The 13,272-nt window shown below is 67.4% G+C and carries 15 protein-coding genes; 8 read left to right on the forward strand and 7 right to left on the reverse strand.

Translation table 11 applies throughout. The features are described from left to right. Positions 1-126: 126 nt before the first annotated feature. Together AC4FS1_RS06930 and AC4FS1_RS06935 are read right to left on the reverse strand one after the other, a co-directional pair. On the reverse strand, positions 127-297 hold the full coding sequence (locus tag AC4FS1_RS06930; protein ID WP_484509786.1) for a CsbD family protein: 171 nt from the start codon (positions 295-297) through the stop codon (positions 127-129). A 101-nt stretch (positions 298-398) separates the two neighbouring features. Next, positions 399-1,445, reverse strand: a complete 1,047-nt coding sequence (locus AC4FS1_RS06935; RefSeq protein WP_491153632.1) for a YihY/virulence factor BrkB family protein — start codon at positions 1,443-1,445, stop codon at positions 399-401. Positions 1,446-1,655: 210 nt separating this feature from the next. Between AC4FS1_RS06935 and AC4FS1_RS06940 the strand changes: the two genes are divergently transcribed. From AC4FS1_RS06940 to AC4FS1_RS06960, 5 genes are all read left to right on the forward strand, one after another. Continuing rightward, on the forward strand, positions 1,656-1,838 hold the full coding sequence (locus AC4FS1_RS06940) for a hypothetical protein (protein ID WP_491153634.1): 183 nt from the start codon (positions 1,656-1,658) through the stop codon (positions 1,836-1,838). 114 nt (positions 1,839-1,952) lie between these two features. Next, the gene (locus AC4FS1_RS06945; RefSeq protein ID WP_491153635.1) at positions 1,953-2,891 is read left to right on the forward strand and encodes a DUF1990 family protein; all 939 of its coding nucleotides are present in this window, start codon (positions 1,953-1,955) and stop codon (positions 2,889-2,891) included. Positions 2,892-3,033: 142 nt separating this feature from the next. Next, positions 3,034-3,228 (forward strand): hypothetical protein, encoded by a 195-nt coding sequence (locus AC4FS1_RS06950; protein ID WP_491153637.1) that lies wholly within the window; start codon positions 3,034-3,036, stop codon positions 3,226-3,228. 168 nt (positions 3,229-3,396) lie between these two features. Then, positions 3,397-4,131, forward strand: a complete 735-nt coding sequence (locus AC4FS1_RS06955; protein WP_491153639.1) for an alpha/beta fold hydrolase — start codon at positions 3,397-3,399, stop codon at positions 4,129-4,131. A 101-nt stretch (positions 4,132-4,232) separates the two neighbouring features. Beyond that, positions 4,233-5,000 (forward strand): SDR family oxidoreductase, encoded by a 768-nt coding sequence (locus AC4FS1_RS06960; RefSeq protein ID WP_491153641.1) that lies wholly within the window; start codon positions 4,233-4,235, stop codon positions 4,998-5,000. 317 nt (positions 5,001-5,317) lie between these two features. Here the strand turns inward: AC4FS1_RS06960 and AC4FS1_RS06965 are convergent, their stop codons facing one another. The 4 genes from AC4FS1_RS06965 to AC4FS1_RS06980 all read right to left on the reverse strand — a co-directional run bounded on the left by AC4FS1_RS06965 (position 5,318) and on the right by AC4FS1_RS06980 (position 8,216). Further along, positions 5,318-6,022, reverse strand: a complete 705-nt coding sequence (locus tag AC4FS1_RS06965; protein ID WP_491153643.1) for an SDR family NAD(P)-dependent oxidoreductase — start codon at positions 6,020-6,022, stop codon at positions 5,318-5,320. 43 nt (positions 6,023-6,065) lie between these two features. Continuing rightward, positions 6,066-6,827, reverse strand: a complete 762-nt coding sequence (locus AC4FS1_RS06970) for an SDR family oxidoreductase (protein WP_491153645.1) — start codon at positions 6,825-6,827, stop codon at positions 6,066-6,068. A gap of 79 nt (positions 6,828-6,906) precedes the next feature. Further along, entirely contained in the window at positions 6,907-7,326 is a 420-nt protein-coding gene (locus AC4FS1_RS06975; protein WP_491153647.1) for a sigma-70 family RNA polymerase sigma factor family protein, read from the reverse strand. Next, on the reverse strand, positions 7,323-8,216 hold the full coding sequence (locus AC4FS1_RS06980; RefSeq protein WP_491153650.1) for an RNA polymerase sigma-70 factor: 894 nt from the start codon (positions 8,214-8,216) through the stop codon (positions 7,323-7,325). The genes AC4FS1_RS06975 and AC4FS1_RS06980 overlap by 4 nt, the downstream gene beginning before the upstream one ends. A gap of 242 nt (positions 8,217-8,458) precedes the next feature. Here AC4FS1_RS06980 and AC4FS1_RS06985 point away from each other — a divergent pair, with 242 nt between their 5' ends. From AC4FS1_RS06985 to AC4FS1_RS06995, 3 genes are all read left to right on the forward strand, one after another. After that, positions 8,459-9,205: an alpha/beta fold hydrolase gene (locus tag AC4FS1_RS06985; RefSeq protein ID WP_491153652.1), complete on the forward strand. Its 747-nt coding sequence runs from the start codon at positions 8,459-8,461 to the stop codon at positions 9,203-9,205. Positions 9,206-9,271: 66 nt separating this feature from the next. Further along, a complete protein-coding gene (locus AC4FS1_RS06990; protein ID WP_491153654.1) occupies positions 9,272-10,054 on the forward strand; it encodes an SDR family oxidoreductase in 783 nt (260 codons plus the stop codon). Then, the gene (locus tag AC4FS1_RS06995) at positions 10,054-10,974 is read left to right on the forward strand and encodes an alpha/beta fold hydrolase (protein WP_491153656.1); all 921 of its coding nucleotides are present in this window, start codon (positions 10,054-10,056) and stop codon (positions 10,972-10,974) included. The genes AC4FS1_RS06990 and AC4FS1_RS06995 overlap by 1 nt, the downstream gene beginning before the upstream one ends. 882 nt (positions 10,975-11,856) lie before the next feature. On the opposite strand, the gene AC4FS1_RS07000 is transcribed toward AC4FS1_RS06995, so the two are convergent. Beyond that, on the reverse strand, positions 11,857-13,095 hold the full coding sequence (locus tag AC4FS1_RS07000) for a Fic family protein (RefSeq protein ID WP_491153658.1): 1,239 nt from the start codon (positions 13,093-13,095) through the stop codon (positions 11,857-11,859). Positions 13,096-13,272: the final 177 nt, after the last annotated feature.

Genomic DNA, 13,272 nt, shown 5'->3' on the forward strand with positions numbered 1-13,272 from the left:
CCCTACGCGTGCGGGGAGTCCGCGGGTAGGGTCCACGGTGACTTCGTTGCCCCTCGCCGGCCCGTGCTGAGGCGAAAAAGAGGAACGCCCCGACCGCGTGACGGTCGGGGCGTTCCTGGCTTCTGCTTACTTGAACGCGTCCTTGACGTTCTCGCCAGCCTTCTTCAGGTTGGCCTTCGTCTGGTCGGCCTTGCCCTCACGCTCCAAGTTCTCATCGTCGGTACCCTTACCGGCGGCTTCCTTGGCGTGACCGGCGGCGTCCTGGGCGGCGTTCTTGATCTTGTCATCGAGTCCCATGTGGTCTCCTCTCTCTGACGGCCGGGGGTGTATCCCCCGCGCTCTTACGCTACCCGCGGCAGACGTGCCGAAGATAGGCTCGCCAACCGGGGGATCGTGCGCTATGAGTCGTGATGCTCGCCGTGCTGCAGGCGGATGCGGCGGCCCTCCTCGATGTCCTTCTTCTCCTTCTCCGCCGCTTTGTCGCTCTTCTTCGTGTCGCGTGGCGGGAGCTGGATGTCCTCCTCCGCAGCGATCCCGGACTGCAACTGCCGCCCCCGCTCGAGCTCCGCGTCGAACTCGGCGCCGAACAGGATGGCGAGGTTCGCGATCCACAACCACAACAGGAACACGATCACGCCCGCGAGCGATCCGTACGTACGGTCGTAGTTGGAGAAGTTCGAGATGTAGAAGAGGAAGCCCGCCGTCGCGATGGCCAGGACGACGATCGCGATGATGGCCCCGATACTGATCCACCGGAACTTCGGCTGCTTGGCGTTGGGCGTTCCGTAATAGAGGAGCGCGATCGTCAGGACGACGATGATCAGCAGGACGGGCCACTTCGCGATCTGCCACACCGTCAGGGCGACCTCCCCCAGCCCGATGGCGCCGCCGATGGCTTCGGCGATCGGCCCGGAGACGACCAGAATGAGGGCGGAGAGGGTGACCAGGATGACGATGACGACGGTCAGCAGGAGCTGAACGGGCTTGAGCTTCCAGAAGGGTCGGCCCTCCTCGATCTCGTAGATCCGGTTCATCGCACGACTGAAGGCGCCGACGTACCCCGAGGCAGACCAGATCGCCAGCACGATACCGCTGACGAGAGCGAAGCCGGCGCCGGGCGAGGACGCGATCTGCTCGATCGGCCCGCGCAGGGCGTCGGCGGTGCCTCCCGGAGCGACCTGCTCGACGATGTCGAGCACGGCGTTGGCGGTCTGGTCGCCCTGCCCGAACACCCCCAGGAGGGAGAACACGGCGATCAGCCCGGGGAAGATCGCGAGCACGCCGAAGTACGTGAGCGCCGCCGCGATATCGAGACATTGATCCGAGGAGAACTCCCGGATCGCCTTGACGAAGACGTACTTCCAGGAACGCTTCGTGAGGTCGTTCGGAGAATCCGGCTTGGCGTCGCTCTCGGGGTGGGGTGCTGTCTTCTGGTTTTCCGACATGGTGGTCCTCTCGGATGCCGGTGGGGGCACCGGGCGTATCCGGTTTACGCGGAGCGAGCCCACTCGTCGGGCGGGTTGACTGCGCGCGAACGGTGTGTAGCGAGAAGGAGGGACCAGGCCGCACGCGGGAGACCGCTCGCGCAGTCGTCCGCAAGCCCCCCTTCACGCCGCGCGACGTGCGGTTGGCTGGGGCGAACCGAAAGGAGCACCATGACCGAATCCACCTCGCCCGACCGCCCCCAGAACGCCGGAGGCCAGCAGGACGACTCCTCCGCCGCCGACGACACTGCCGCCGAGACCGGCTCCGAGTCGCCCGAAGAGGGCGCCGCCGCCGAGGAGGCCGCCGCGGATGCGGTCGTCGACCCCGACACCGGGGGCGCCACGAGCATCTAGGCGCCGATCGGCCCCGTCATGTCCCGCTTTTGCAGCATCAGGCCATTGGAAAGCTGCAGAGACGGGACATGACGGGGCCGCCGGGGGGACGGGAGCGGGTGAGAGGATCCCAGGGTGCCGAGTCGATTCACCCTCCACACCGCAACCGATGCGGCGCAGCAGCGGTTATTCGACGCCTCCCTCAGCATCGACGCCCATGTCGACTCGATGAGCGGATCCCGCGAGCGCGCCGTGGGTGGCGTCACGAGCGGGAACATCGGGCTCGGCGAGTACGTGACGTGGCGGGCGCGGCACTTCGGCGTCTGGTTCCGGATGACGTCACGCATCACTTCGCTCGAGTCACCGAACCGCTTCGTAGATGAGCAGGTGAGCGGCCCCTTCCGGTCCTTCCACCACGAGCACGTCTTCGATCGATCCGGCGAGGTCACCGTTATGACGGACACGCTGACGGTCGCCTCTCCCGTCTTCGGACGGCTGGCCGAGGGGCTCGTCCTCGTCCCGTACTTGCGCCGGCTCATCCGCCGCCGCAACGAACATCTCGTTGCCTCCCTCGGCGCCAACATCCGCCACCGAGCCGACACCGCCCCCGGCGTGGAACCCTGGCAGGTCCCGGCATCCCGGCTCCGCAGGTATCAGCGCACGGTGACCCTCGGAGCCGGTGAGGAACTCTGGTCTCGCGCATCGGCCGATCTCCTTCGATGGAGAGTCAAGACGCGGAGCGGATTCGACGTCGCCCCCTCCGCCCCCGCGCAGGTGGGCGCACGGCCTACCATCACGGTGCGGATCGCAGGTCTCCGCATCCGCGAGCCGGTCGAGGTGGTCGACGTCGTGGAGCGGCCGGATCGGGTGGGATTCGCGTACCGCACGCTTCCGGGGCATCCGGTGCGCGGAGAGGAGGCGTTCATCCTGGCACGGGCCGGAGATACGGTGACCCTGACGATCCGCTCTCTCACCGGCCCTTCCCGCTCGCCCGGGTGGTTCGTGCTCTACCCGCTGCTGCGGGTCGCGCAGCTGATCGCCCGTCGCCGGTACCGGTCTGCGCTCATCCGGTGAGGCCGGCGGGCGAGCCGCACGGCCTCGGATGCGCGGCGAGACCGGCGTGCCGAGGCCGGCTCGGCCACCGGCCTCGGCTTCGTCAACCCGTTGCCGGTCTCCAGCCCGAAATGACACGCTTCAGGAGACGAAAGGGAGCGCCATGAGCAACTCAGCCGACGCCGACGAACAGCGCAACGACGACGACATGCCCTCGACGGACGACCTTCAGGAACCGAGCGTCGCCAAGGAGCCCGGGGAGGAGCAGAAGGCGGACAAGCCCCTCGACCCTGAACCCGACCACGAGGCCGTGGGGATCGGCGTCATCGACAGCGCCGACCCGGATGGGGAAGCCTGAGGCCGCCGGGGCACGAAAGGTCAACCGAACACCTCGCTCGTCCACCGCGCTCTGGCGGCGGACGGCGCGAGGCTCTATCGTGACGGCCAAGCGCCAGGGGACATTGACACGACGCGACTCGCACCATCCACACTCTCGCCGCTCGGCGACGTCATGGAGGAAAGTCGAATGTCTTCGAACACCAAGCCCACGATCGTGCTCGTCCACGGCGCCTGGGCAGACGCATCCAGTTGGAATGCCATCGTCCGGCCGCTGCAGGCGGAGGGCTACACCGTTCTGGCGCCGCCGAACGAGCTTCGGGGGCTGACCGCGGATGCGGCCTACATCGCGTCCTTCCTGGCGCAACGCACGAGCGGCCCGGTGGTCCTGGTCGGTCATTCGTACGGGGGTGCGGTGATCACGAACGCCGGTGCGCAGGCGGGTGATGTGCGGGCGCTCGTCTATGTCGACGCTTTCATCCCCGATGAGGGCGAGACCGTGGTCGGCATCCTGGAGGGCTCCGGATCGGCGCTGGCCGTGGCCGACCCGACAACGGTTCTCGATCTCGCCGGCTACCCCGGCGCCCCCGAAGGTGCCGCGGATGCGTTCCTCAAGCCCGACGCCGTGCACACGGCGTTCGCTCAAGACCTCCCCGAAGCCGACCGCTGGCTGATCGTCGCGACACAGCGGCCCGCCTCGCTCGTCGCGAACGTCACCCCGTCCGGCCCCCCGGCGTGGAAGTCGATCCCCAGCTGGGCGGTGCTCGGCACTGACGACCTCACCATCCCGATCGAGACGCAGCGCCGCATGGCCGAGCGCGCCGGCGCGACCATCACCGAGGTGAACGCGTCCCACGTGTCGATGGTGTCGCAGCCCGAAGCCACCCTCGCTGCGATCCGGGCGGCTGCCGACTCCATCGCCTGAGCGACAGACGCTCCTGTCACAAATCCAGCCCGCTTCCGGTCAATACTTCCGAGAGGCGAGCGCTGCCCACCGGCGCCGCCGAGAGCGGAGGGGCGTGCGTCATGAAGGTCGTCGTTGTGGGAGGAACAGGGTTGATCGGCACGCGCACAGTGGCACAGCTGCGTGCGCGAGGACACGACGTCGTGGCCGCATCGCGCGCCACGGGTGTGAACTCCTTCACCGGAGAGGGACTCGACACGGCGCTGGAGGGCGCCGCGACCATCATCGACGCATCGAACTCGTCCTACGCGGACGAGGCGGGTGCCCGGGAGTTCTTCTACGGCTCCACGCTGAATCTGCTCACATACGGAGCCGCGCACCGGGTGGGCCATCACATCACGCTCTCGGTCGTCAATACGGATCGTCTCGCGCGTGCTGAGGGCGCGTACTTCCAGGCGAAGGCCGAGCAGGAGAGGCTCGTCGTCACAGCGGGCCGCCCCTACACCCTGGTGCACGCGACGCAGTTCTTCGAGTTCATCCGCAGCATCACGGATGCCGCCACCCGCACCGGCATCGCCCATGTCGCCGACCTTCGCTTCCAGCCCATGGCCGCGGACGATGTGGCGGCGGCGCTGGTCACGGCCGCGGAGGCAGGCCCCGGAGACGGCATCGTCGAATACGCCGGTCCGGAGATCTTCGAGCTACGGGATCTGGCCGAGCGGGAAATGAGGATCGGCCGAGACGAGAGGGAGGTGGTGGCGGATCCCCTGGCCACCTACTTCGGCGCCCGACTCACCCGCGACGACCTGCTCCCCTCCCCTGCCGCGCACATCGCGCCGACCCGATTCGAACAGTGGCAGCGGCGGGCGCGTCCTGTGCCCGCCGGATGATCCGAGATCGCTGCGGCCCTCCCCGGTGGTCTCCGCCGTCGGGGCGCGAACAGCAGCGTGACCGCCGACCCAGCCGACCTCGCGGCCCCCGCTCCTGAGCAGATCGCAGGGATCCTCGAGGTCAGCCCGGCGAACGCCCGACAGCTCGTCAGCCGCGCTCGACAACACCTCAAGAGGCGAGGCGACGCCGGGTGGGCGGGGAACAACGCAGCCGCCTGTTCCGCGCCTTTCTGGAGGCTGCCCGCGGTGGTGACCGCCAGCGCTTGGAGACCCTGCTCGCCGAGGATGCGGTCAGCTACACCCTGACCGCCACCCGGTCAACGCGTCTGATCGGTGGGCCTGACGAGTATCTCGTTCACGGCCACGTGGTCGGGCTGGGTGAGGGCGTACACGATCGCGTTCGCGATGTCGTCCGGCTGGAGGCGCCGCATCCCGGCCGCCAGCTCCGCGGCTGCCGCCCGCATCGACGGGTCTGTGATGTGCTCGGTCAATTCGGTGTCGACGAAGCCCGGCTGCACGACGATGACCCGGACGCCGCGCTCGGTCACCTCCTGTCGCAGCGACTCCGTGAAGGCGGAGATGCCGAACTTCGTCGCGGCGTACACGCCGCTGCCGAGGGACGCGATCCGGCCGGACGTGGAAGACACCTGAACCACTGCGCCGCGGCTGTCGAGAAGATGGGGAAGCGCCGTGTGGACTGCGTACATCGACCCGAGGAGGTTGGTGGCGACCATCCGGTCCCACTCCCCGAGGTCGCCGCCCAGGATCATCCCGCTTTGCATCAGCCCTGCGTTGTTGACCAGCACGTCCAGTCGGCCGAATCGGTGAACCGTGGCCTCGACAGCTCTACGCACCGACTCCCTGTCGGTCACGTCCAGCGGGAGTGGCAGGATCTCCCCGTCCACGGCCGCTGCGATCGAGGAAAGCCGGTCCGACCTCCTCGCCCCCAGCGCCACGGAGGCGCCCTGCCGTGCGAGCGCCACGGCGGTGGCACGGCCGATTCCTGATGACGCTCCCGTCACCAACGCCACCTTCCCCTTGAGCGGGTGCCCCGCACTCACCTCGTCACCCGCGGGGCGGGTTGGCCGGGAGCCAGTCCTCGAGCCGGGTCTCGAAGATCTGCGCGCCGTCGACGGGGATGAGGGTGCGCTCGTCGATGTGGGCGCCGTAGTACTGCGCATCGGGGTCCTGCACGACGCTGCGCGCATCGTGGCGGAAAGCCAGCCCGCGACGGACGAATTCGTCCATGGTGAAGGTCTCCGGGCCGGCGATCTCGATATCGCCGTTGACCGGCTCGCCCGCCGCTGTGCGCGCGACAGCGGTCGCGACATCCTCGGCGGCGATCGGCTGAATCAGAGCGCCCGGCAGGTGGACGGCGCCATCATCCTTCATCGAGATGTCGGCGATGCTGCCCAGGAACTCGAAGAATTGCGTCGCGTGCACCAGCGAGTACGGGACTCCCGATTCGCGAATGAGCTTCTCCTGCGCCGTCTTCGCGTGGAAGTACGGGATGTTCTGCGGGCGATTGGTGCCGACGATCGTCAGGGCGACGTGGTGCCCGACTCCCGCTGCCGCTTCCGCCGCCAGCAGGTTCTTCGTCGACGTCGTGAAGAAGTCCATGACGTCCTGTGCCGCGAACGAGGGCGAGTTCGAAACATCGACGACCACCTGCGCCCCCTGCAGCGCTTCGGCGACGCCCGCGCCGGTGATGCTGTCGACTCCCGTGTTGGGTGAAGCAGCGACAGCCTCATGTCCGTGTTCCGTGAGTTTCGCGACGACCTTGGACCCGATGAGCCCCGTGCCGCCGATGACGACGATCTTTGCCATGTCCTTGCCTTTCGTTCCGATGGCACCCAGTAGCGCCTCGATAGTTCTGACCAGGAGCAGGACACATGTGTGACGGTGGCTACTGCCCGTTCCAGTGGTGCAGTTTGTCGGGGTTCGCGACCACCCAGACGTCGGAGATGCGGGGACCGTGCATGTGAGCGACGACGACGGCGACGGCAGTGTCGCCTCGCCGATAGACCAGCGCCGGCGAGCCGTTCACCGAGGCCACCGTCGAGGAGCCGCCGAGGGCTCCGCCCAGCATCTGGAGCAGGATCGCGGCCACTTCGGAGCGCCCGCGTACGGGTACCGGGGGTGCGGGTACCCGGCCTCCGCTGTCAACCACGAGCGTCACGCGGCGGCGGAGGGCGGTCTCCAGACGCGCGCGATCACCGTCTCTGAGTGCACCGCGCAGGTGCTCGACGACGACTCGCAGGTGCCGCGCGGAACGCTCGGTGCGGGAGACTCGGTGCGACCACGGCCGGGCTGGTCGTGGGGTCATGCCCCAGCCGGAACGACGTGCCGCAGTTTCGCGGGACTCATCACCCACAGGAGCTGCGCGATCCCGTCCTCCGCCGCCGTCACCGTGACCACCGTCGTCACGGTGCCCTCCTCGGACAGTGTGGCGGCCGGTTGACCGTTGATCTGCACCCAGCCGATCGTCTTGCCGGTCCAGAAGTGTCCGGAGAACGCCGCGACGAATGTAGCCACCCGCGTTCTTCCCGACACGGGGATGCGGGCAGCCAGCTTCACACCGTTGCCGTCGGTGTAGCTCACGACGTCTGCCGTGAACAGGTTCTCCAACGCAGCGACGTCGCCGCCGCGCGCAGCGACGAGGAACGCCTCGAGCAATCGCTTATGGTCGGTTGGGGGCACGGGAGTACGACGCTCCTCGGCGAGGTGCTTCCGCGCCCGGCTGACCAGCTGGCGGGCGGCAGGAACCGATGATCGTACGATGTCGGCGATCCGCTCGTACGGGTAATCAAGTGCCTCGCGCAGCACGTACGCCGCTCGCTCGGTGGGGGTGAGCTTCTCCAAGAGCAGCAGAACCGCGAACTGGAGAGCCTCCCCGCGCTCCGCGCCGAGCGAGGGGTCGTCCTCCGTATTGACCGGCTCGGGGAGCCACGGGCCGATGTACGTCTCCCGACGGGAGCGGGCCGACTGCATCTCGTTGATGCAGAGCCTCGTTGTCACCGTCGTGAGGAAGGCCGCCGGTTCACGCACCGACTCATGGTCGGCATGCTGCCACCGGAGCCATACCTCCTGCAGGATGTCCTCGGCGTCCGCGACGCTCCCCAGCATGCGATAGGCGATGCCGAACAAGCGTCTGCGCTCGCGTCCGAAGACCTCTGTGGGCAGCGTCCCGAAGCCCGTCGCATCTGCAGGGCGCATGTCAGACCTCATCCTCTTGGCTCGAGGGCTCACCGCACGCCCCTCGTAGGAATGACCGGACAGCGCCCTCAGATGTGACGGAGAGCAGCTCCCGGCTTCCACCCTGACGCACGGATCTCCTCGACGTAACCCACGCGCCGTCACATCGCCGGCGTGGTACCGGTCGTAACTCTCAAGAAGCCTTCTGCTCTCCCGGGCGAAGGACGGAAGCCGCACAACCCGTAGTGAAAGGAACCGAACTCATGTCCGAACCCAAACCCACCGTCGTCCTCGTCCACGGCGCCTTCGCCGAATCGGCCTCCTGGAACGCCGTGATCGCCGAGTTGCTGGCGCACGGCATTCCCGTCGTGGCGGCGGCCAACCCGCTGCGCAGTCTCTCCGGCGACGCCGCATATGTGCGCGATGTCATCGCGTCGGTCGACGGGCCCGTCGTTCTCGTCGCTCACTCGTATGGGGGCATGGTGATCACCGAAGCGGCATCTGCGAACGACTCCGTGGTCGGCCTCGTCTACGTCGCCGCGTTCGTCCCCGATACGGGACAAAGCGCGTTCGACCTTTCCACCAGCGAGCCGGGGAGCACCCTCGGCGACGCCCTGGTCGCCTATCCGGTAACCACCGGGGGCAACGAGTTCGCGATCCGCCCCGATGTCTTCCATCACCAGTTCGCCGCGGATGCCTCGGACGCCGACGCCGCGCTGATGGCCGCGACCCAGCGTCCCGTCACACAGGCCGCGCTCTCCGAAGGGCTCCTCACCGACCGACCGGCGTGGAAGGACATCCCGTCCTGGCACGTCTTCGGCGACCAGGATCTCAACATCCCCGTGGCTGTTCACCGCGCCGGGGCTGAGCGCGCAGCATCCCGCGGCATCCGCGAGATCAGCGGCGCCTCCCACGCCCTGTCGGTATCGCAGGCCGGTGCCGTCGCGGCGACCATCGCCGAAGCCGGCAGGGCGTACATCGCTGAGCACTCTGCGACCGCCAACGTCTGACACCCACCGAGATGGCGCCGCCGGCATGAAGGGAGGCGCCATCTTCCGAAGGAAGGTAAGAAGCTCATGAAGATCGTCATCGTAGGCGGGACGGGGCGGATCGGGTCGCGAGTCGCGGCGAAGCTGACCGGCCACCAGGTCGTGATCGCCTCACCATCGACCGGAGTCGACTCCGTCACCGGCGCGGGGCTTGGTGAGGCCCTCGCCGGCACCGACGTCCTTCTCGACGTGACCCGGCCGCGCATCTACGACGCGGAGTCGGTCCGCGTCTTCTTCACCCGCTCCACCGCGAACCTCCTCCGGGAGGGTGCCGAGGCCGGCGTCCGGCACCATATCGCTCTCACGCCGGTCGGCACTCAGCACCGTCCGACGATCCCGTATTACGCGGCCAAACGGGTGCAGGAAGAGCTCATCCGAGCGTCCGGCCAGCCCTACACCCTTGTCCACGCGACGCAGGTGTTCGAGTTCCTGGGCGAGATCGCGGATGTGGCGACGGTCGAGGACACGGTGCGGCTGCCGGGGATCATCGTCCAACCGATCGCCGCTGACGATGTCGCTGATGCGCTCGTGGAGACCGCCAGCGCCCCGCCGCTGAACGGCGACATCCGCATCGCCGGGCCCGACCGACTCCCCCTCGACGACTTCGTCCGCCGGGGGCTCGTGGCGCGCAACGACTCCCGTCGGGTGCTGCGAGACCCCCGCGCACTGTACTTCGGCGGACGTGTCGGAACGCGCGATCTGCTCCCCGGCCGCGGCGCGAGAGTGTTCCCCACCCACTTGGAGGCCCTCCTCTCACTGCTGCGTGACTCCGCGACGACCGGCTCGAACCCTCTCCCCGAGGACCTGTGATGTCGCTTCCCTTCACGACCGTCGCCGCCGGCGACCTGTCCGTCGGGTACGTGGATACTGGGGACCCGACCGCTGCGCCTGTCGTGCTCCTCCATGGATTTCCCTACGACATCCACAGCTACGTCGATGTCGTGCCGTTGCTCGCCGACGCGGGGTTCCGTGTGCTCGTGCCCTACCTCCGCGGGCACGGCCCCACGCGATTCCTCGACGACACGGGTTTCCGCTCGGGTCAGCAGGCCGCACTCGGCGCGGATCTCCTGGCCTTTCTGGACGCGCTCGACCTCTACGAGCCGATCCTCGCCGGCTACGACTGGGGCGGCCGTGCGGCCTGCGTCGTCGCCGCGCTCCAACCGGAGCGCATCTCCGGCCTGGTGTCGGTGAACGGGTATGTCATCCAGGACATCGCCGCATCCCGCACTCCGATCCGCCCCGACCTCGAAGCCGGATTCTGGTACTTCTGGTATTTCGCGACGGAGCGGGGCCGGGCAGGGCTCGACGCCAACCGTCGACAGATCGCCGAGGTGCTCTGGAGACGCAACTCGCCCGACTGGCGGTTCACCGAGGATGATCTCGCCCGCGCTGCAGCTGCGTTCGACAATCCCGACTACGTCGACGTGGTGATCCACTCCTACCGGCACAGGCTCGGGCTCTCACCCGGGGATGCACGTTATGAGGATGCGGAACGGCGGCTTGCGACGCTGCCTCCGATCCCCGTTCCGACCGTGACGCTCGATGGGCTCGCCGACGGGAACTTCCCGGCGACGGACGGCTCACAGCACGCACGTTTCTTCACCGGCTGGCGGGAACACCGGCAGGTTCCACGCGCCGGTCACAATCTTCCCGCCGAGCAACCGCGCGCGTTCGCCGATGCGATCCTCGCGGTTGCGGAGCCGCCGGGCAACGGCGCCGGCACACCGTGAGCGCCCCGCGTTTCCCATAAACCCGGCACCGCGGACCTGTTCACCGGGTGCTGTAACGAGAAGGGACCGCGGGGTCTGAATGACCCGCGGTCCCTTTTCCGACTGGTGCCCCCGACTGGAATCGAACCAGCGACCTTTGGTACCGGAAACCTCATTCACGTCGGCGAATGGCGGCGATCACCAGCGAAAACCGCATGATTCCGCGGAGCCACAGACCTTTTGGATCATCGGTCTGCGGATAGATTCTCAAAGAGTGTTGTCACGATGTTGTCACGCGTAACAGAGAAAGACGGCGGTCGGCGGCCGTTGAGCACCCCCCGGCTCACCGCCTCTGACGTCGTGCGCCCAACACGGCCTTTCGCTCGCCGAAAAACAGTCGACGAACGAGGGCCAGCTTGTACGAACTGCCGAGTGTGAGCGGCGCTGAGAGGTCATTGGTGGGGCGTCGGCTCGATAGGCGGCTAGCCACGGCCGGAGCGCCGGGGATGTCAATGTGGAGCACGCGCAGCGAAGCGAGCATGAACGACATTGACATCGCCAAGCGCAGGCCGAGGATGGGCCGTCGAGGCGATGGCCTGTCGTGATCACTGCCAGCCCGCGGCGAAAACCGTGTCCGAAACGATGCCGGATCCAAGGGAGCACAGGATCGGGCATTCGAACTCCGATCTTTCTGGGTGCAAATAATGACCCAACTGACTAGGACTGGCTCTGTTCGGGATCCGCTGTCGCCGCCGAGACCTCCTTCGTCACCGCCGGGGCCGTCGCCGAGGTCATGACGACGTCATGACGAGGTCACGGTGTTGATCATGTTGATGACGATGATTGTCGCGACGACGATCATGTCGATCTACACGATGCTGACGTCGTTGACGACGTCGGACCTCATCGCAGCGACATCCGCCGGATCTTCTCGGCGTAGCCGTCGAGCACGTCGAGGATCCCGCGGTGCTGCCACACGCGGTTCCGGCTCTTCCCCGTGCTCTCGGTGAGCACGCCGCGATCGGTGAGGGTGTCCAACGCGCGAAGCGCGCCCATCTCACCCAAGCCGAGGTTGCTCATGAGGTACTTCGTGTTCACCGCGGGTTGACCGACGAGAGCTGGGAGGATCCTCCACGCCGCCGCATCGGAACGCAGACCCTTCAACTTTTGGCGGGAATCGTCGAGTTGTGCAACGAGGTCGTCGACGAGCTGGGTCCCTGTGGTGGCGGCGATCCGACTGGCCGAGGCGAACTCGCTAACGATCGGCTCGGCATCTCCGGACCGGAACGCGGTGAGCGCAGCGAAGTAGCGCTCGGTATCGACCAGGAGTCCAGCCGATATCGGCACGGCAGTGGACCCGACGAGTCCCTTGTTACGCAGGATCGACTGGGCGAGCGCACGCCCCGTCCGGCCGTTGCCATCGGGGAAGGGGTGGATGGTCTCGAATTGGGCGTGCGCGACGGCGACCTGCACAAGCACGGAGATGTCCTGGCGCTTTGCGAAGTCCACCAGGTCCGCGATGGCGCCGGGAATGCGGTCATGGTGGGGAGCTACGAACTCTGCGAGGCGGGGGCCAGCCTCACCGGGGCCGATCCACACTTGCTCGGAGCGGTAGCGGCCGGCGTCCTCCTCGAAGCCCGGTTGGTGGAGCATCAGCGCCTTGTGCATCGCGAGGATCGAGTCCTCGCTTATGTGATCCGAGAGTCGCAGCGCTGCTTCCATGGCGCGGACGTTGCCGATGACGGTGAGCGCGTTTGCCTTGTCGCCCTCGTCGATCTCGGCGAGGGCGAGCTGCTTCGCCGACGTCGTCAATTGCTCGATCTGCGAACTGGACGCCGACTCTGTGCGCAGCAGGATCGCCGTCATCGGCCCCAGCGCCGGGTTGTCGGTACCCAGCCGGCTCTTTGCGTGCTTGTCGAATGTCACGAGCTCCCGTGTCGCGTCCTCGACGTCAGCGGAGACATCACCAGGGATGCGTGGATTCCAGTCCAGGATCGGTGCCGTGACGGTGGCGTCATACGGGCCGGTCTGGCGCAGTACCTCAGCACGCGAGTGCATCTCGGGCGCCTGCGGCTTCCAGTCGAATGTCTCGTACGAGACCGCCCCGATGGGAATGCTCGCAGGGGTGGAAGGTGTGGGCATAGATCAATCCTACCAACACTTATGACGCTAAATGTTGGTAATGGCCTTGCCCCCCGACAGAACTCAAGGTCAGCGCGCTGTGGCGAAGTGTTGATACCACCAACCGATACCAACATTTAGCCGTGTAGCTGTTGGTGCCGTCTCTGATACCCCGCACTTGCGGTGTCACCATGCGTC

The sequence above is a fragment of the Microbacterium sp. Z12_35 genome (genome assembly GCF_058310475.1).